This is a genomic window from Streptomyces toxytricini (genome assembly GCF_014649915.1).
Classification (GTDB): Bacteria; Actinomycetota; Actinomycetes; order Streptomycetales; family Streptomycetaceae; genus Streptomyces; species Streptomyces toxytricini.
Genome location: NZ_BMTY01000025.1, coordinates 10,773 through 29,364, shown reverse-complemented (window position 1 = coordinate 29,364; position 18,592 = coordinate 10,773). Strand labels below are relative to the sequence as shown.

General features: G+C 75.1%; 17 protein-coding genes and 2 riboswitches. Of the genes, 13 read left to right on the top strand and 4 right to left on the bottom strand.

Annotated elements, in window-relative coordinates:
* Nucleotides 1–57 precede the first annotated feature (57 nt).
* From IE170_RS27235 to IE170_RS27215, 5 genes are all read left to right on the top strand, one after another.
* Nucleotides 58–510: a hypothetical protein gene (locus IE170_RS27235; RefSeq protein WP_223856834.1), complete on the top strand. Its 453-nt coding sequence runs from the start codon at nt 58–60 to the stop codon at nt 508–510.
* Between the two features lie 82 nt (nt 511–592).
* Nucleotides 593–1,297, top strand: a complete 705-nt coding sequence (locus tag IE170_RS27230) for a DUF6766 family protein (protein WP_189812109.1) — start codon at nt 593–595, stop codon at nt 1,295–1,297.
* A 103-nt stretch (nt 1,298–1,400) separates the two neighbouring features.
* On the top strand, nt 1,401–3,194 hold the full coding sequence (locus IE170_RS27225; protein WP_189812108.1) for a thiamine pyrophosphate-requiring protein: 1,794 nt from the start codon (nt 1,401–1,403) through the stop codon (nt 3,192–3,194).
* 115 nt (nt 3,195–3,309) lie between these two features.
* The gene (locus tag IE170_RS27220) at nt 3,310–5,535 is read left to right on the top strand and encodes a catalase (protein WP_223856833.1); all 2,226 of its coding nucleotides are present in this window, start codon (nt 3,310–3,312) and stop codon (nt 5,533–5,535) included.
* A gap of 212 nt (nt 5,536–5,747) precedes the next feature.
* A complete protein-coding gene (locus IE170_RS27215; protein ID WP_189812106.1) occupies nt 5,748–6,464 on the top strand; it encodes an STAS domain-containing protein in 717 nt (238 codons plus the stop codon).
* Here the strand turns inward: IE170_RS27215 and IE170_RS27210 are convergent.
* Nucleotides 6,439–6,999: a hemerythrin domain-containing protein gene (locus tag IE170_RS27210; protein ID WP_189812105.1), complete on the bottom strand. Its 561-nt coding sequence runs from the start codon at nt 6,997–6,999 to the stop codon at nt 6,439–6,441. The two genes, IE170_RS27215 and IE170_RS27210, sit on opposite strands and share 26 nt — an antisense overlap.
* A gap of 196 nt (nt 7,000–7,195) precedes the next feature.
* On the opposite strand from IE170_RS27210, the gene IE170_RS27205 reads away from it, so the two are divergent.
* Nucleotides 7,196–8,701 (top strand): alpha/beta hydrolase, encoded by a 1,506-nt coding sequence (locus IE170_RS27205; RefSeq protein ID WP_189812104.1) that lies wholly within the window; start codon nt 7,196–7,198, stop codon nt 8,699–8,701.
* Nucleotides 8,702–8,734: 33 nt separating this feature from the next.
* Here the strand turns inward: IE170_RS27205 and IE170_RS27200 are convergent, their stop codons facing one another.
* Both IE170_RS27200 and IE170_RS27195 read right to left on the bottom strand, forming a co-directional pair.
* On the bottom strand, nt 8,735–8,959 hold the full coding sequence (locus IE170_RS27200; RefSeq protein ID WP_189812103.1) for a hypothetical protein: 225 nt from the start codon (nt 8,957–8,959) through the stop codon (nt 8,735–8,737).
* A gap of 77 nt (nt 8,960–9,036) precedes the next feature.
* The gene (locus IE170_RS27195; RefSeq protein WP_189812102.1) at nt 9,037–9,240 is read right to left on the bottom strand and encodes a cold-shock protein; all 204 of its coding nucleotides are present in this window, start codon (nt 9,238–9,240) and stop codon (nt 9,037–9,039) included.
* 559 nt (nt 9,241–9,799) lie between these two features.
* A riboswitch (cobalamin riboswitch) is annotated at nt 9,800–10,017 on the top strand.
* Nucleotides 10,018–10,148: 131 nt separating this feature from the next.
* Between IE170_RS27195 and IE170_RS27190 the strand changes: the two genes are divergently transcribed.
* From IE170_RS27190 to IE170_RS27160, 7 genes are all read left to right on the top strand, one after another.
* Complete coding sequence (locus IE170_RS27190) at nt 10,149–11,021, top strand: GHMP family kinase ATP-binding protein (protein WP_189812101.1); 873 nt, start codon at nt 10,149–10,151, stop codon at nt 11,019–11,021.
* Nucleotides 11,018–12,046 (top strand): cysteine synthase family protein, encoded by a 1,029-nt coding sequence (locus IE170_RS27185; RefSeq protein ID WP_189812100.1) that lies wholly within the window; start codon nt 11,018–11,020, stop codon nt 12,044–12,046. Before IE170_RS27190 ends, IE170_RS27185 begins: the two co-directional genes overlap by 4 nt.
* Entirely contained in the window at nt 12,043–13,305 is a 1,263-nt protein-coding gene (locus tag IE170_RS27180; RefSeq protein WP_189812099.1) for an ATP-grasp domain-containing protein, read from the top strand. Before IE170_RS27185 ends, IE170_RS27180 begins: the two co-directional genes overlap by 4 nt.
* An 85-nt stretch (nt 13,306–13,390) precedes the next feature.
* Complete coding sequence (locus tag IE170_RS27175; protein ID WP_189812098.1) at nt 13,391–14,140, top strand: class I SAM-dependent methyltransferase; 750 nt, start codon at nt 13,391–13,393, stop codon at nt 14,138–14,140.
* Nucleotides 14,141–14,239: 99 nt separating this feature from the next.
* A riboswitch (cobalamin riboswitch) is annotated at nt 14,240–14,422 on the top strand.
* A gap of 42 nt (nt 14,423–14,464) precedes the next feature.
* Complete coding sequence (locus tag IE170_RS27170) at nt 14,465–15,502, top strand: ABC transporter substrate-binding protein (protein ID WP_189812183.1); 1,038 nt, start codon at nt 14,465–14,467, stop codon at nt 15,500–15,502.
* Entirely contained in the window at nt 15,499–16,629 is a 1,131-nt protein-coding gene (locus IE170_RS27165) for a FecCD family ABC transporter permease (protein ID WP_189812097.1), read from the top strand. The genes IE170_RS27170 and IE170_RS27165 overlap by 4 nt, the downstream gene beginning before the upstream one ends.
* Nucleotides 16,626–17,411 (top strand): ABC transporter ATP-binding protein, encoded by a 786-nt coding sequence (locus tag IE170_RS27160; RefSeq protein ID WP_189812096.1) that lies wholly within the window; start codon nt 16,626–16,628, stop codon nt 17,409–17,411. The genes IE170_RS27165 and IE170_RS27160 overlap by 4 nt, the downstream gene beginning before the upstream one ends.
* On the opposite strand, the gene IE170_RS27155 is transcribed toward IE170_RS27160, so the two are convergent.
* The gene (locus tag IE170_RS27155) at nt 17,396–18,238 is read right to left on the bottom strand and encodes a ferric reductase-like transmembrane domain-containing protein (protein WP_223856840.1); all 843 of its coding nucleotides are present in this window, start codon (nt 18,236–18,238) and stop codon (nt 17,396–17,398) included. The two genes, IE170_RS27160 and IE170_RS27155, sit on opposite strands and share 16 nt — an antisense overlap.
* Nucleotides 18,239–18,592: the final 354 nt, after the last annotated feature.

Here is an 18,592-nt window from a genome sequence, read left to right as displayed (position 1 = left end):
GGGAACCCGCGGTGGGCGCTGTTCCGGGGCCGCCCGCCCTGTGCCGGGGAGGCGTGCGTGGAGACACAGAGGACGCGAGGGCCCGCGGCCCGGCGGCGGACGGCCGTACGCGGCGCACGCGCCGGCGCGCTGGCCGGGCTGCTGGCGGTGCTGCTGGCGGGCTGCGGTGCGGCCGGGGGGCGGCAGGCCGGGGCGACGGGCGCCGGGCGGGCCTTCGAGCGGGCGCTGGCCTCCGGCGACTACGCGGCGGCGTGCCGTCTGCTGGCCCCGGAGACCCTGGAGCAGTTGGAGCAGGACGACCGGCAGCCCTGCCCGAAGGCCCTGGAGGACGCGGACCTGCCGGTGTCGGCCTCGGTCGGCGGGCCCCGGGTGTACGGGCGGCAGGCGCTGGTCCGGGCGGGCCGGGACCGGCTGTTCCTGTCGCAGTTCGCCGACGGGTGGCGGGTGGTCGCCGCGGGCTGCACCCCGCGCGGGGAGCAGCCGTACGCGTGCGAAGTGAAGGGCGGTTGAGGATGCGGGGTCTGTTCGTCGCCTGTCTGGTCGTGGTCGTCGGCGGGCTGGGGTACTTCATCGCGATCGGGGCGATGCACCGGTGAGCGGGGACGGCGCCCGGGGCCGGGAGGGCGGGAGTTTCTGGCGGGACAACAGCCTGACGCTGGCGTTCGGTTCGGCGTTCCTCGTCGTCCTCTTCCTCCAGGCGCTGGCCGGGCACGCGCAGTTCAACGAGGATCTCGCCGCGGCCGGGCTCCAGCGGACCGGGCTGGGCGAGTACCTGATGTCCTCGGACTTCGCCGTGGACGTCAGCGAGAACTGGCAGTCGGAGTTCCTGCAGTTCTTCCTGTTCGTCTTCGGCACGGTGTGGCTGGTACAGCGGGGCTCCCCCGAGTCGAAGGAGCTCCACAAGATCGGCACCGAGTCGGACCGCGACCAGCGCGCGGGCGACCACGCGCGGGCGGACTCGCCGCGCTGGGCCGGTACGAAGGACTGGCGGCAGGGGTTGTACTCGCGCTCGCTGGGCCTGGTCATGGGCGGGCTGTTCCTGCTGTCGTGGGCGGCCCAGTCGATCGCGGGCATGTCCGCCTACGACGAGCAGCAGCTGCGCCGGCTGCAGGATCCGGTCGGCTGGGGGGCGTACGTGCTCTCCCCGGACTTCTGGAACAGGACGCTGCAGAACTGGCAGTCGGAGCTGCTGGCGGTGGCGGCCATGGTCATCCTCTCGGTCTTCCTGCGCCAGCGCGGCTCGCCGGAGTCGAAGCCGGTGGGCTCGTCGCACGGCGCGACCGGCGTCGAGGGATGACGGCCCTGACGGCGGCGGGCGGCCGGCCGGCCCGTGTAGGGCGGGCGCCCGGGGGCAGGCGCGGCGGACGGGCCGTCGGACCTGACGTGGAGGGAGCAGCCCGATGAAGGTCGCCGACCAGTTGTTGCAGCGCCTGCGGGAGTGGGGTGTCGAGTACGTATTCGGCTATCCGGGGGACGGCATCAACGGCCTCCTGGCCGCCTGGGGCCGCGCGGAGGACAGGCCGCGGTTCGTGCAGTCCCGGCACGAGGAGATGTCGGCGATGCAGGCCGTCGGGTACGCCAAGTTCTCCGGTCGGACGGGCGTGTGCGTCGCCACCTCCGGCCCGGGCGCGATCCACCTGTTGAACGGCCTGTACGACGCGAAGCTCGACCACGTCCCGGTGGTGGCCGTGGTGGGGCAGACCGACCGCACCGCGATGGGCGGCTCGTACCAGCAGGAGGTGGACCTGGCGGCCCTGTACAAGGACGTCGCCTCCGACTACTGCGAGACGGTCAACGTGCCGCAGCAGCTGCCGGGCGTCCTGGACCGGGCGATGCGGATCGCGGCGTCCCGGCGCGCGCCGACGGCGGTCATCGTCCCGGCCGACGTGCAGGACCTCGACTACGAGCCTCCGGCACACGAGTTCAAGCAGGTGCCCTCCAGCCTGGGCATGGGCCGCTACGCGCCCGTCCCCGCGGACGAGGACCTGGCGCGGGCGGCGGAGATCCTCAATGCCGGCGAGCGGCCGGCGATCCTCATCGGGCAGGGCGCGCGGGGGGCCCGGGCGGAGGTCGAGCAGGTCGCCGAAGTGCTCGGCGCGGGCGTCGCCAAGGCGCTGCTCGGCAAGGACGCCCTGCCGGACACCCTGCCGTACGTCACGGGGGCGATCGGCCTGCTGGGCACGCGCCCGTCGTACGAGATGATGCGGGACTGCGACACGCTGCTGGTGGTGGGCTCCAGTTTCCCGTACACGCAGTTCCTGCCGGAGTTCGGGCAGGCCCGCGGGGTGCAGATCGACATCGAGCCGGGCATGGTGGGCCTGCGCTACCCCTTCGAGCTGAACGTCGTCGGGGACGCCGCGGAGACCTTGCGGCGGCTGCTGCCGCTGCTGCGCCGCCGCCGCGGCAACCGCGCCTGGCGGTCCGCGATCGAGAAGGGCACGGCGCGCTGGTGGAAGGTCATGGAGGGGCGGGCCGAGGTGTCGGCCGACCCGCTCAACCCGGAGTACGTGGTGCACGCGCTGGACGGGCTGCTGCCCGACGGGGCGATCGTCACCGCGGACTCCGGGTCGGCCGCGAACTGGTACGCCCGGCACCTGCGGCTGCGCGACGGGATGCGCGGCTCCCTGTCGGGGACGCTCGCCACGATGGGCCCGGGGGTGCCGTACGCGATCGGCGCGAAGTTCGCCTGCCCCGACCGGCCGGCCATCGCGCTCGTCGGCGACGGGGCGATGCAGATGAACGGGATGGCGGAGCTGATCACCGCCGCGAAGTACCACCGCGAGTGGTCCGACCCGCGCCTGGTCGTCGCGGTGCTGAACAACGGCGACCTCAACCAGGTGACGTGGGAGATGCGGGCCCTGCAGGGTGCCCCGCAGTTCGAGGCCTCGCAGAGCATCCCGGACGTGCCGTACGCGGAGGCGGCCGCCCTGTTCGGGCTCGCCGGCGAGCGGGTGGAGGACCCGGAGGACGTGGTGCCGGCCTGGCGCCGGGCGCTGGCCGCGGACCGGCCGTACGTCCTCGACTTCCGCACCGATCCGGCCGTGCCGCCGATCCCGCCGCACGCGACGTGGGACCAGATCACCGCGGCCGCCGAGGCGGTGCTGCGCGGTGACAGCGACCGCGGCGCCGTCGTCCGGCAGGGTCTGAAGGCGAAGGTCAGGGAGTTCCTGCCGGGCGGCGGGGCCCGCCGGTAGGTCCGCCGGCCTCGGGATGCATCGAGGCGGTGTGCCGGGGCAGGCGCCGGGGACCCGGGCCGCCGGGGCCCTCCCCGGCGGCCGTCCGATGCCACCGCGACGTCTGGAGCACTCCATGGCTGAGAAGAACCCCGTGAACGCCGCCGGCGGCCCCGTGCCCGGCAGGCCGGGGCCGGTCCCGCCGCAGGTGCCCGAGCCGACCGAGCCGGGCGGCCCGCTGCCGCCGAAGCCCGCCCAGGCGGGGCCCGAGACGGTCGGCCCGACCGGGCAGCCCACCGGTGCCGCGCAGGACCGGCGGGCCCAGGGCGGGCCCTGGCTGACCACCGCGCAGGGGACCCGCCTGTACGACACGGACCACTCGCTGAAGGCGGGGCCGCGCGGCCCGGTCCTGCTGCAGGACCACCACCTGCGCGAGAAGATCATGCACTTCGACCACGAGCGGATCCCCGAGCGGGTGGTGCACGCCCGCGGCGCGGGCGCCCACGGCGTCTTCCTGGGCTACGGCACGGCCACGGAGATCTGCAAGGCCGGCTTCCTCGCCAAGGACGTCGAGACGCCCGTCTTCGTGCGCTTCTCCACGGTGCTGGGCTCCCGCGGGTCGGCGGACACCGTCCGCGACACCCGCGGTTTCGCGACGAAGTTCTACACCGACGAGGGCACCTTCGACCTCGTCGGCAACAACATCCCGGTGTTCTTCATCCAGGACGCGGTCAAGTTCCCGGACGTCATCCACGCCGGGAAGCCGCACCCGGACCGGGAGATCCCGCAGGCGCAGAGCGCCCACGACACGTTCTGGGACTTCGTCTCCCTGCACACCGAGGCCGCCCACCACACGCTGTGGAACATGTCGGACCGCGGCATCCCCCGCTCGTACCGGATGATGGAGGGGTTCGGCGTCCACACCTTCCGGATGGTCAACGCCTCGGGCGGGACGGCCCTGGTGAAGTTCCACTGGAAGCCGAAGCTGGGCGTGCACTCCCTGGTGTGGGAGGAGGCGCAGCTGCTCGGCGGCGTGGACCCGGACTTCCACCGCCGGGACCTCTTCGACGCGATCGAGGCGGGTGCGTTCCCCCAGTGGGAGCTGGGTGTGCAGGTCTTCCCCGACACGCCGGAGCAGACGTTCGAGGGAATCGACCTGCTGGATTCCACCAAGATCGTCCCGGAGGAGCTGTCGCCGGTGCAGCCGATCGGTCTGCTGACGCTGACGGCCAACACGAAGAACTTCTTCGCGGAGACCGAGCAGGTCGCCTTCCACGTCGGCCACCTCGTGCCGGGCATCGACGTCACGGACGACCCGCTGCTCGCCGGGCGCCTCTTCTCCTACCTCGACACACAGATCACCCGGCTGGGCGGCCCGAACTTCGCGCAGCTCCCGATCAACCGCCCGCACACGGCCGTCAACGACATGCTGCGCGACGGCATGCACCAGACCGCCGTGCACACCGGGGTGGCGCCGTACCACCCCAACAGCCTGGACGGCGGCTGCCCGTTCCTCGCGGGCGCGGACACGGGGGCGTACGTGGAGACGCCCGTCACCGTCCCGGCCGCGAGCAAGGTCCGCGAGGCGCCGCTGTCGTACGCGGACCACTTCACGCAGCCGAGGCAGTTCTGGCTGAGCATGTCGGAGCCGGAGCGCGAGCACATCATCGCCGCGTACACCTTCGAGCTGGGCAAGTGCTATGAGCAGGCCGTCAAGGAGCGGCAGCTGGGCGTGCTGGCCAACATCGACCCGGTGCTGTGCGCGCGGGTCGCCGAGGGGCTGGGCCTGCCGGCGCCGGAGGCCACCGTTCCGCTCGCCGACCCGGAGCCCAGCCCTGCACTGTCCCAGGTCGGCGGCGGGTGGCCGGTCGACGGCCGCACGATCGGGATCGTCACCGACGGGACGGGGGACCTCTCGCAGGTGCGGGCCGTCCGCGACGCCGCCGTCGCGGCGGGGATGCTGCCGCTGGTCATCGGGCCGTCCGGCGGGAAGGTCGGCTCCGACGGAGACGAACTGACCGTCCAGCGCACCTTCGCCACGGCCCGCTCCGTGGAGTACGACGCCCTGCTCTTCGCCGGCGTCCCGGCCCCGGCGGCGGACGCGGCCGGGGGCCGCGACGCGAAGGCGGCGCTGCCGCAGGCCGACGGCGCCGACCCGCGCATGGTGCTGCTTCTGGGCGAGGCGTACCGGCACGGCAAGGCGCTGGGCGGCTGGGGCGGCGCGGACCGGCTTCTGGAGGCCGCGGGCGTGCCGGGCGGCGCGGAGGGCGTCGCCCTCGGGTCGGACGGCGCGGAGGCGTTCGACCGGCTGGCCCGGATGCTGCCCGAGCACCGCGTGTGGCGGCGCTTCGACGCCGGCTGAGGGCCCCTGCCCCGGCCCGCCTCCGGCTGCGCGTGTCGGCCGGAGGCGGGCCGCGGTGCACCCTCCGGGCCCGGCCCGCGGCGGGGCGGGGCGGGGCAGGGCGGGCAAGCGGCGGGCAGGCCCCCACGGGCCGTCAACTGGACACGCAAGGCCCTTTGTCGACAATTCCAGCAGCGGGCTGTCCAGGTGGTTTGGGTTCTCCGGGAGCTCCCATGACCGCCTCCACAGATCCCCCGCTCCCCGCCGAACCGCCCCAAGGGCCCGGCGCGAGCGGCCCTCTTGAGGTTGCCGTCACCCGCAACGGTGCACAGAACGCGACCGTCCGCATCTCGGGGGAGATCAACGGCGAATGCGCCGGCGAGCTGCGCCGCATCGTCCTCGCCGCCCTGGACGCCTGCCCCGGCGGCCTCGCCCTCGACGTGGCCCGGGCCTCGTTCCGGGACCCCTCGGGCCTGGAGGTGCTGCTCGCGACCGAGCGCCGCGCCGCCGAAACCGGCCGCCCGCTGACGGTCGCGGCCGCCGCACCGGCGGTATTGCAGCTGCCGGCCGTCGCCGGCACCGGGCGCCGTCCCGACCCGACTCTGCCGTGCTTCCCGGCCGGCTTCGGGCTCGCGCTCGTGCACGGATGCGTCGGCGGCGGCCAGGGCCCCGCCCTCCGCGCGGCCCTGGCCGCCGCCGATCCGGGAACGCCCCGCTACGTGATCGGGCTGGACGGCATGGAGGCGATGACCCCGCCCGCCGCAGCGGCCCTCGCCGACCTGGGCCGCTCCCCGGCCGCCCGGGGCCGGCTCCTGGTCGTCGTGGGCCCCCGCCGGCTCACGGACCCGGTCGTCCGGCACCCCCGCGCCGTCGGCTGCGTGGAGTCCGCCGCCCGACTGGACGGCGCGCTCACTGCGCCGCGGGTCAGTCCGACTTCCCCCGGCCGGTGACGAAGTCCCGGACGCGGTCCACCATGCCCATGCCCGGCGCGAGGAGCTTGTTCGCCGGGGGCGTGGAGGGGCTGCCCGGGTGCGGGCGGGTCGGCGCGGTCTTCTTCGCCCGGCGGATGCGGTCGCCGAGCTCGTCGAGCGCCTCCTGGGAGCAGTTGTGGCGCAGGGTCGGGAAGAGGTTCTCCTCCTCGTCCCGGATGTGCGCGAGGACCTCCGTCCGCAGGGCGGCCACGCAGCTGGTGAACCGCGCCTCGTCCGGGTCCATCGACTCCAGCTCTTTCAGCATCTCCTCGACGCGGGTGTGGTCGGCGATCTCCTTGTCGGCGATGAGGTCGCCGCCGTCGAGGTGCTCGCGCACGGCCGGGTAGAGGTACTGCTCCTCCGCGACCGAGTGCCGGACGAGTTCGATGGTCAGCTGGTCGGCGATCCGTCGCCGCTCCCCGCCGTCCGCGGCGGTCTCCAGCCGGCCGAAGAACTCCTTCACCTCGTCGTGGTCGGCGGTGAGCTCCCGCACCACGTCTCCACCGTGTCCCATGGTCTGCCTCCCGGACGGGGTCCGGACCGGGTGTCCGGACTCCTCCGCCGCCTGCCCCGCCGCCGGAGCCCCATGCGGGGGTTCACCCCACCGGCGGCGGGGGTTCGCCCCACCGGCGACGGGGGGCCGGCCGCAGCCCGGCCCGGGGGCCGCGCCCCATGGATCGGCGGCCCGTCCCGTCCCTAGCGTGAGCGCCATGAAGCGCCCCGCGGCCGTCGCCGCCCTCACCCTGTCCCTGGCCGCCGGACTGGCACCCGGCACCGCGCCGGACGCCTCGGCGGCCGCCGCCGACGGCCTGGACCGGTTCCGCGGCCAGTCGCTCACCTGGACCGCCTGCCCGGGGCTCGACCCGGCACCGGAGGGCCTGGAGTGCACCGCGGTCACCGTGCCGCTGGACTACGCCCGCCCCCGCGGCCGCACGATCCGGTTGGCGGTCTCCCGGATCCGGGCCGCCGACCCGGCGAAGCGCCGCGGCATCCTGCAGACCAACCCGGGCGGCCCGGGCACGCGGGGCCTCGCCGTGCCGGCCGACGTGCGGGCCTGGATGGCGCCCGAGACCGCGGCGGCGTACGACGTCATCGGAATGGACACCCGCGGCCTCGGCGCGAGCAGTCCGCTGGACTGCGGGCTGGAGCGCGGGACGTGGCTGCGGTCCGCGGGCGCGGACCGGGCGGGCTTCGAGGAGGCCGTGCGGATGGCGAAGGCCGACGCGGACGCGTGCTGGAAGGAGCACGCGGACGTGCTGCCGCACGTCTCGACCCGCAACACCGCCCGCGACATGGACCTGGTCCGCAGCGTGCTGGGCGAGCGGAGGACTTCGTTCTTCGGCCAGTCGTACGGCGCCGTCCTCGGCGCGGTGTACGCGCAGATGTTCCCCGGGCGCGTCGACCGGCTGGTGCTGGACAGCGCGCCCGACCCCGCCGCGTACTGGATGCGGACGCAGCAGGCCATGGGCCCGGCCGCCGAGCGGGCCCTCGACGAGTTCGCCGCCTGGGCCGCTCAGCACCCCGGCCACGGTCTCGGCTCCACCGCGGCGGCCGTCCGGGCGACCGTCGAGGGCCTCGTGCGGAAGGCGGCGGAGCGGCCGATCCCCGTCGCCGGGTTCCACGTCGACGACCACGTGCTGCCGCTCGTCCTCCACGCGTACGGCATGGACGAGGCCGACAACGCGCTGTACGCCGGCGCGGTGCGCCAACTCCTCGACGCGGCCTCGGGACGGCCCGTCGAGGCCTCCGAGGACCTGCGCGCCGTGCTGACGGCCCTGCTGCGGCCGAGCGCCACGGGGGCCGACGTCGACCTCTCGGCCGCCACGGCGACCGTCTGCGGCGACGTCACGACTCCGCGCGATCCCGACTGGTACCGGCGCGCCGTCGAGCGGTCGCGCGCCGCGCAGCCGGTGTTCGGGCCGCTCGTGAACGGCCCGGTGCCGTGCGCCTTCTGGCGGGAGCGGCCGCGCGAGGAGTTCCCGGAGATCGGCAACGACGTGCCCTCGCTCCAGCTCCAGGCCGCCGGCGACACCCGCACCACGTACGAGGGCGGGCTGGGCATGCACCGCAGGATGCGCGGCTCCCGCCTGGTGACCGTCCCCGTCCGCACGCACGGCGTCCTCGGGTCGCCGCACGGTCCGTGCGCCCGGCAGGCGGCGAACGACTACCTGCGGGACGGCACGCTCCCCGCCCGCGACACGGTCTGCGCCCCCTGAGCGGCGCGCCGGCCGGCCCGGCGCCCCGGCGGCTCAGCGCGCGGGGAGCGCGCCGCGGGCCGCCGGGGGCCGGGCGGGCGGCAGACCGGGCCGGAGCCCGTAGAGCCGCTCGCGCAGGGCGAAGAGGTCCCGGATCTTGCCGACCTGGGCCAGGCGGGCGAGGAGGGTGTCGATGCGGCGGTCGTCGCCGCGGTGCGCCGCCTGGAGGATCTCCTCGATGAGGCGGGCCGCTTGCAGGGCACGGTGCTCGCTGTCCACGGCAGGCCCCCTACCCACGGAACGACCCTCCTAGTGCTGTGACCTGGAAGGTCGGCCGACCGGTGCCTGGCGGGCCGTCAGTGGCGGATGATGTTCTCCGCCTGCAGGCCCCGGTCCGACTGGGTGATGTCGAAGCTGACCTGCTCGCCCTCCATGAGCTCGCGGTAGCCGCTTCCGGCGATCCCCGAGTAGTGGGCGAAGACGTCCGGTCCTCCCCCGTCCTGGGCGATGAACCCGAACCCCTTCTCCGCGCTGAACCACTTGACCGTGCCCTTGGCCATCTTGCCTCCTGCTGCGAACTGCGGGCGGCCGCCCTGCTCCGGGCGGCGACCCCAGACCTACCGCGCACGGCGCCCGCAACGCGGCTGCCACACCGACAGGTCACACGCTCCGGGCGTCTTTTCGCGCGGAGCGCGCGCCGTCCGAGGGGCCGGAGGCCGGGATGCGGGTGTGCACGCCGCCCGACGAGGAGTTCGCGCAGCGGCTTGCCGCGATCGGGGTGCCGCTGGTAGCGGTGGCGGCCGGACCCGCACCGCCGGCGCCCCGGGCCGCCGCCTCCCAGGACCGGTGGGTGCCCCCGCGGCGTGGAGCCGTCCCGACCCGCCGGCCGCGACAGGGGTGTTCCGGACAACTTCCCCCGCCGGGGCGGATTCCGCACCCCTCGGGCCGGGCCGCGGAGGCGCCGCGCCCGCCGGGCCGGGGCGGTGCTGGTCGGGCGCTGCGGGCGGGCGCGCGCTGCGGCACCGGCCCCGCGCTCCCCGTCCCCGGGCGCCCCGCACGGGAACGGCGTACATCGCGCCAGCCGCCCGCGGGCGCCCTGTCGCGGCCCGCGGGGCCTGCCTACGCTGGTCGGGCAGTCGGTTCGCGTCACCGCTGCGGTGGCGCGTCGCAAGAGGGAACCCGGTGCGATTCCGGGACTGACCCGCAGCGGTGTGTGGGAACGAAAGCCGTCATCGGCACTGGGCTCCGTACGGGGCACGGGAAGCGGCGGCCGGTAGGAGAGGGCCTGCGGGCCCGCGCCCACGAGTCCGAAGACCTGCCACTGCGCGCGTGCGGCACGCACGCGCTGTTCACGGTGACCTCGAGGGCCGGGTCGGCGGGACGAGCGGGCAGGCGCGCACGCGGTGCGGCGCGGCCCTCCTCTTCGCGCCCGCCTCCCCGGGGCCGGGCGACGAGGAGGGAGCCGTTCGTGACCAGGGCCGACGGGACGTTCGCCGGCGTGTGCCACGGAACGCTCGGCGAACTCTGGCAGGGCCCGCTGCGCCCCTCCCCCGACCCGGACATCGCCCTCGTGTCGTTCCCCGTGGCCCGGTACTCCCGCGTGTACTTCACCCCCGGGGCGGAGCCGGTGCCCGGGGCGCCGCAGCTCGGCCCGAAGGCGGCCCGCGCGGCCCTCCTGTTCGCCGAGCGGTACGGGCTGCGCCTGCCGGCGGGCCGCTGGACCGTGCACACCGACCTGCCGGCGGGCGTGGGGATGGCGAGTTCGACGGCGGACATCGTGGCCGTGCTGCGCTGCCTGTGCCGGGTGTTCTCGCTGCCCTTCGACCCCCGGGCTGCTGCGGGCGTCCTGTCGGCGATCGAGCGGTCGGACAGCGTCTTCCTCGACGAGTTCGCGCTGTACCTGAGCGCCCGCCACCGGCTGGTGCGCAGGCTCGGCACCGGCATCGGCTTCCACACCGCGTACGCCGTCGAGCCCGGCACCGTGGACACCTCGGCGGTGACGCCGCTGCTGCTGCGGCAGTACCGGAGGCGCGCGCAGGAGTACGGGCGGTCCCTGGACGAGCTCCTCAAGGGCTTCGCCGCCGGGGACCCGGCGGCCGTGGCCCGGGCGTCGACCACCAGCGCCGTCCTGTCGCAGGAGGCTCTGCCGAAACGTTCCTTCGACGCGGTCCTCGCGCACCGGGAGGAGTTCGGGGCGGACGGCCTCTTCGTCGCCCACACCGGATCGCTGATCGGCTACCTCTTCACCCGCCGGATCGGCTTCCCCGCCCGCGAGGAGCTCTCCGCCTTCTTCCGCTCCCTCGGACACCGCTGCGCCTTCACCCAAGGAGGATACGGGTGATTCACCCCCACATCGCGGACGCCCTCAAGGCCCCCGCCCTCGTCGCCCTGACGGAGGGCGCCGTCCTGATCCGCTTCGAGTCCATGAAGGTCTACTCGGCGCTCGCCGCCGTCGCCCGCCTGCTGGAGGAGGGCAGGGTGCGGCCGGGGCAGACCCTCGTCGACAGCTCCAGCGGCATCTACGCCCACGCCCTGGCCCTGGCGTGCCACCGCCACGGCATGCGCTGCCACATCGTCGCCTCGACGACCGTGGACGCCACCACCCGCGCCCAGTTGGAGATCCTGGGGGCCACGGTCGAGCAGGTGGCGCCGTCGCGGGACCTCGGGCTGGACCAGGAGCTGCGCGTACGCCGGGTCCGGGAGATCCTCGCCGAGCGCCCGGACGTCCACTGGATGCGGCAGTACCACGACGACATCCACTATCTGGGCTACCGGGAGGTCGCCGACCTCGTGGCGGAGTCGCTCCCGGCCCGCCGGGGGCGGCTGGCCGTCGTCGGCGGGGTCGGGTCCGGCGCCTCGACGGGCGGGCTGGTGGAGCAGCTGCGGCGGCGCGATCCGGCCGTGCGGCTGGTGGGAGTCCAGCCCTTCGGCAGCGTGACCTTCGGCAGCCAGGACCACCACGACCCGGATGCCATCATCGCGGGGATCGGCTCCTCGATCGACTTCGCCAACGTCCGCCACGGCCTGTACGACACCGTGCACTGGATGGACTTCGCGCACGCCATGGCCGGGACGGTGGCGCTGATGCGCGAACACGCCGTCTTCGCGGGCCTGTCCACGGGCGCCGCCTATCTGGCCGCCGTCCACGAGGCGCGCCGCCACCCGGACGACCTGCACCTCGTGGTCGGGGCCGACACCGGGCACCGGTACGTGGACCGCGTGCACGCCCGGCACGCCGAGGCCCTCGACCCCGCCTGCCTGAAACCGTTAGAGGTCGGTTCCCCGGAGGAGATGGCCATGCCCTGGTCGACGATGGCGTGGGACCGCAGGCAGTCCCCCGGCGGGCGGACGGGGCGTGCGGCATGACCGTGGCCTGCCTGGAATCGCTCACCTTCGGCCTGGGGCACCTGGTGCGGGCTGCCGAGTCGCTCGGCGAGCGGCTCGTGCTGCTCACCCGGGACGCCGGCTGGTACGCCCACGAACTGGGCCGGTTGGAGCCCGGCGCGCTGGACGTCGTCTCCGTGGACACCTTCGACACCGCTGCCGTTTCCGCCGAGCTGCACCGGCTGCCGGGGCTGCGCGGGCTGATCAGCTCGACGGACACGTGGACCCTGGCCGGCGCCGAACTGACGGCCCGCTTCGGCCTGCCCGGCGCGCCGCCCGAAGTGCTGCGGCTCACCCGCGACAAGGCCCGCGTACGGACCCTGCTGCACCGAGCGGGACTGACGCGGGCACCCGCCGCGGAGGCCCCGGACGCGGACGGGCTGCGGTCGGCCGTGCTGAAGGAGACCGGACTGCCCGCGATCCTCAAGGACACGGCGGGCACCGGCAGCCGGAACGTCTGGCTGGTCCGCGACGAGCCGGGGCTGGACGCGGCGCTCCGCGAGGCGGCGGACCGCCCGCTGACGGGGCGGCTGTTCGCCGAACCGTTCTTCCCCGGGCCGGTCTACAGTGCGGAAACCCTCACCTGGGCGGGCCGCACCAGGCTCCTGGGCGTCTCCAGCCGGCTGATGTCCCCCGAGCCGTACTTCCGGGAGGAGGTGACCGCCTTCCCCGTCGCCTTCCCCCCGGCGCAGAGCCGGCAGTTGGAGGACCTGGTCGGGAAGGTGCTCGCGGCCCTCGGCTACACCGACCGGTTCGCGCACGTGGAGTTCGCGCTGACGGCCGAGGGGCCCGAGGTGGTGGAGGTCAACCCGCGGATCGGCGGTGCTCTCGTCGGCGAGGCGCTGTGCCGGGCCCTCGGCGCCAACGTGTACGAGGCCCTGGTCGAGGCCGCGCTCGGCCGACGGCCGCGGCTCATGGACGCCGGCCTCGGGACGCCGGCGGGCCCTGCTCTCGCCTTCGTCCTGGCCTACCCGGCGCAGCCCGGGGTGTTCGCGGGTGTCGACGGGCTGGAGCGGCTGGCCGGCCTGCCCGGCGCGCCGGCGTGGTACCCGGTCAAACGGCCGGGCGACCGGCTCGAACACCTCGGCGACAGCCGCGGCTACGCCGGCATCGTCTGCGCCGAGGCGCCGACGGCGGAACTCGCGACGCACTGCGCGGTCGCCGCGGCCAACACCGTGCGCGTCGTGACCCGGCCGTTCGCGGACGGGCGGCAGGACGCGGCGGGCGGCGGCGGTGCCTGACCGGCCGGCGTTCCCCGGCGCTTTCCGCCGTTCGCCCGAACCCCGGCGGGGAACCCCGCCCACGAGGAAGGAAGACCGTCACGCCATGGCCGACACGGGTGGATTCCAGGACGACGACTTCTGGAGCGAGTTCTACGAGTTCCTGTTCCCGCCGGAGCGCTTCTCGCAGGCCGAGGCACTGCTGGCGACCTCTCCCCTGCTCTCCTTCCCGCCGGGCGCGCGGGTCCTCGACCTGTGCTGCGGGCCGGGGGTGTTCACCGTCCCGCTGGCCCGCCTCGGCCACCGCACGACCGGCGTGGACCGCAGCCCGGCCATGCTGGAGCGGGCCCGGAAGCTCTCCGCCGAAGCGGGCGTGCAGCCGGAGTACGTACGGGCCGACGTGCGGGAGTACGAGGCCCCGGGCGCCTTCGACGCGGTCCTCAACATGTTCACGTCCTTCGGCTACTTCGAGGACCCGGCCGACAACGCGCGGGCGCTGCGCACCATGCACGACTGCCTGAGGCCGGGCGGCAGCCTGCTGCTGGACGTGGCCGGGAAGGAGCTCCTGGCACCCCGGGTGGTGCCGCCGAAGGTCGTCCGGCGGGGCGGCGACCTGCTGGTCCAGACGGACGGCGTGCTGGACGACTGGGCGCGGCTGCGCAGCGACTGGGTGCTGGTGCGGGGCGAGCGCGTGACCCGGGCGAGCCTGGTGTGGTTCGTGTACAGCGCGGTGGAGTTGCGCGCGATGGCCGAGGCTGCGGGGTTCGAACGGGTGGAGGTGTTCGGGGGCTTCGACGGCCGCCCGTACGACGAGGCCGCGGACCGGCTCATCGTACGGGCGTACCGGCCGCTCTGACCGGGCCGGACGGGCCCCGGGACGGACACGGGCGGCGACCAGGGGGCGCACGCCCAGGGCGCGAGCCCCGGGGCGTGCGCCCTTTCACGCCCAAGTGACCGGAATGTAATATCGCCAGGTCATCGCCGCGACGGGAGACAGGAAGCCGGTGCGAATCCGGCACGGTCCCGCCACTGTGACCGGGGAGCGGACCCCTCGAGAAGCCACTGCGCGCACGGCGTGGGAAGGCGGGGGGAACGCCGATCCGGGAGTCAGGAAACTGGCCTGTCGCGGGCCCGATCCGAGGAGCGCGGACTCCCCAGGAGGCTCTACGTGTACGTCGGCATGCCCGGCTCCCTGCAGTTCCCCCCGTCCCCCCGCCCGTCGAGCCGCCGCGCCCTGCGCGCGGCCGCAGCCGCCGCCCTGGTCTCGGTGCTGGCCGCCGGCTGCGGCGGCGGCACCGATCCGGCCGGGGAGGACGGCAAGCCCGCGGCCGCGCCGGCGGCGGGCTTCCCGCTCACCGTCGAAAACTGCGGCACCCGCACCACCTACGACAGGCCGCCCGCCCGGGCGGTCACCATCCACCAGCACCCGGCCGAGCTGATGCTGGCGCTCGGCCTGAAGGACCGCATGGTGGGCACCGCCTTCCCCGACTCGCCGGTCCTGCCCCAGTACGAGCAGGACTTCAAGGCAGTCAAGCAGCTCGCGCAGAAGGAGCCCTCCTTCGAGACCGTCGTCAACGCCGAGCCCGACTTCGTCTACGGCGGCTACGGCAGCGCCTTCGCCGAGAAGGAGGGCCGGTCCCGCAAGGCGTTCGCGGACGCCGGCATCGACACCTACCTCAACCGCGAATACTGCGGGAAGAAGCAGGTGTCCATGGAGGACGCCTACGAGGAGATCCGCACCATCGGCGGCATCTTCGGCGTGAGGGACCGGGCCGAGGCCCTCGTCGCGGACCTGCGGGCCCGCGTCGAGAAGACCGGCAAGGCCGTGGAGGGCGCCCCGGCCGTGCCCGTGTTCGTCTACGACAGCGGCGACAAGGCGGCGTTCACCGCCGGCGGCAAAAGCCTCGGCACCGAGATCATCAAGCTGGCCGGCGGGCGCAACGTCTTCGCCGACCTCGACGAGGTCTTCGGCGACGCCTCCTGGGAGCAGGTCGTCGAGCGCAGGCCCGAGGTCATCGCCATCTACGACTACGCCGGTGCCGGCAGCCTGCAGCAGAAGAAGGACTTCCTGCTCTCCCAGCCCGCCCTCGCCGACGTGCCCGCGATCCGGAACAAGCGCTTCGTGGTGGTGCCGCTGACCGCCACCCTCGTCGGCGTGCGCCCGCCGTACGCGGTCGAGGACCTGGCCCGCGGCCTGCACCCCGAGCGCTTCCGGTGACGCCCGCCGCCGCGGCCCGGCCGCGGGAGCAAGCCCCGCCCGGCCGGGCCGGGGAGGGCGGCCGCGCCCCGGCAGTGCGCACCGGACGGGTCCGGTTCCCGCTCGTCCTCGCGGGCCTGGCCGTCCTGCTGCTGCTGTCCCTGACCGCCGGGCTCGCCATCGGCTCGGTGCACGTGCCGCCCGGCGAGGTCTGGGGCATCGTCGGCCGCGCCCTCGGCGCGGACTGGTCCGCGCCGACGTGGTCGCGGGCCCGCGAACACATCGTGCTGGACGTGCGCGCGCCGCGCGTCCTGCTCGGCGCCGTCACCGGGGCCGGGCTGGCGGTGGTGGGCACCGCGCTGCAGGCCCTCGTACGGAACCCGCTGGCCGAGCCGTACCTGCTGGGCGTGTCCTCCGGGGCCTCCCTCGGCGCCGTCGCCGTCATCGTGTTCGGGTTCAGCCTGTTCGGGGCGGTGTCGCTGTCGGTGGCCGCCTTCGCCGGCGCTCTGGTGACGCTGCTGCTCGTCTACACCACGGCGCGCTCAGGCGGCCGGATCACACCGCTGCGGCTGGTGCTCTCAGGCGTGGCCTTCGCTTCGGTGCTCACCGCGCTGCTGGACCTGCTGCTGCTGACCGCCGACCGCGGCAACGAGGCCCGTACCGTGCTCGCCTGGACGCTCGGCGGGCTCGGCGGCGTGCAGTGGGGCACCCTGTGGCTGCCGGCCGCCGCCCTGCTGCTCGGCACCGCCGTGCTCCTCGTCCAGGCCAGGCCGCTGAACCTGCTGCTGGCCGGCGAGGAGTCGGCGACCACCATGGGGCTGGACGTGGCCCGCTTCCGGGCCCGCATGTTCGTCCTGCTCTCGCTGGTCACCGGCGTGCTGGTGGCGGCCGCCGGCCCGATCGGGTTCGTCGGGCTGATCCTGCCGCACACGGTGCGGCTGTTCGTCGGCAGCGACCACCGCAGGGTCCTGCCGACGGCGGCGCTGGCCGGGGCGGTGTTCCTGGTGTGGGCGGACATCGCCGCCCGTACCGTCGCGGCGCCGATGGAGATCCCCGTCGGGGTGCTGACGGCCCTGTGCGGGGGCCCGTTCTTCCTGTGGCTGATGCGGCGGGACGCCCGCCGCCGGGGCGACCGGGGGGCGGCGTGAGCGCGACCGATCTGGCCGTCGAGCGGCTCACCCTCACCGCCGGCGCCCACCGGCTGGTACGGGAGGTGTCCCTCACGGCCCGGCCCGGCGAGGTGGTCGGCCTGGTCGGGCCGAACGGCAGCGGCAAGTCGAGCCTGCTGCGCGCCGTCTACCGGGTGCTGCGCCCGCAGTCCGGGCAGGTCCTGGTGGACGGGGCCGACGCCTGGGCGCTGCCGGTGCGGGAACTGGCCCGCACCACCGCCGCGGTCGTCCAGGAGCCGGGGGGCGACTTCGACATGACGGTGCGGGAGGTGGTCGCCATGGGCCGCACCCCGCACAAGCGGCTGCTGGACGGGGACACCGCCGATGACGCCCGCCTGATCGCCCGGTCGCTGGAGGCGGTGGACGCCGTCGGGCTGGCGGAACGCCCGTTCACGCAGTTGTCGGGGGGCGAGCGGCAACGCGTGCTCATCGCGCGGGCGCTGACCCAGCAGCCGTCCCTGCTGGTCATGGACGAGCCGACCAACCACCTGGACATCCGGCACCAGTTGGAGGTGCTCGGGCTGCTGCGGCGGCTGCCGGCGACCGTGCTCGTCGCCCTGCACGACCTGAACCTCGCCGCCTACCACTGCGACCGGCTGTACGTGCTGTGCGGCGGCGAGGTGACCGCCTCGGGCCCGCCCGCGGAGGTGCTCACCGCGGAGATGCTGGCCGCGGTGTACGGGGTGGCGGGCGAGGTCGCCGTCCACCCGCGGACGGGCGCGCCGCAGGTCACCTACCTGCCGGCTCAGCCCGGTTCGTGAACGTGCGGCGCCGTCGGCCCGGGCTGCGGCCCGGCCGGCGGCACGGGCGGCCGGGCCCGCCCGCCGTCGTGGCCGGTGGCCGCGGCGGCGAGGATCCCGGCCACCGCCGCGGCGGCCGCGGCCAGCCCCCCTGCCCGCACCGCCCTCCGTGCCGTGCGGCCCGGCCCCGGGCGCCCCGGGCCGGACGGCGCGAGGCGCTCGCCGCGGCGCGCCGGGCGCAGCAGCCGGACCGCCAGCAGGACGGCCACGGGCAGTTGCAGCAGCCAGAGCACCGTCCGCGGCCACTCCCCGTACCAGACGTTCGTCCCGTACAGCAGGGTGTGCCAGACGCCCAGCGCGTACACGGCGACGGTCAGGCGGTGCAGGCGCCGCCAGGCGGTCGGGCCGAAGCGGTGCCGCACATAGAAGAGCAGGCCCAGCGGGACGGCGAGGTAGAGCGCGCCCTGCCCGATCGGGATGGCGGTGCGGCCGGTCCCCGAGTCGTACCAGCCGGGGACGAAGGTGTCGGCGAAGGCCGACCACAGGCGGGCCGCCCAGCCGAGCCGGGCTTCGTAGCGGACGAGTTCGGCGGCGAACAGCAGCGCGTGCGCCGCCATGAGCGCCATGGTGGTGAGGCTGGTCGTCCGGTGCCACCGCTCCAGCGCCCGGCGGGGCACCGGCAGCCGGCCCGGTCCGGGCCCGGACAGCAGCAGCCCGAGCATGACCGTGCCCCAGGACCACAGGAGCGCGGACCAGCCGAACGCCTGGCTGAGCAGGTACATCCAGAAGGTCCCGGGATCGGCCATGAACGGCATGACGGCGGTGGTGGCGGAGGTGCCGGAACGCATCCTGAGCCACAGGAGGGCGAACACGGCGGACGTGACGCCGAAGGCGGCCGCGGCATCCGGGACGGCCGCCCGCACGTCGCTCCTGAGTGAAGGCCGCACGCAGCGCTCCCCGCCGTCCGCCCGCCGGCCGCCACGGGGCCTGCGGGGTGTCCGAGTCTTCCGCGACCAGTGTTGCGGACGGGGCCGCCCGCCCACAGCAGCGAAACCGGTCACCGCGCGCCGCCTCCGATTCCCGTACGTCTCACGTCCTTTCGAGCCGCTGTTCGGCAGGGGGAGGTACAGTCTGCTGCTGTTGATCTTGATGGTGGCGGGGGCGGGAGAAGGCCGTGGCACGGCAGGGCGGGTACGGACAGC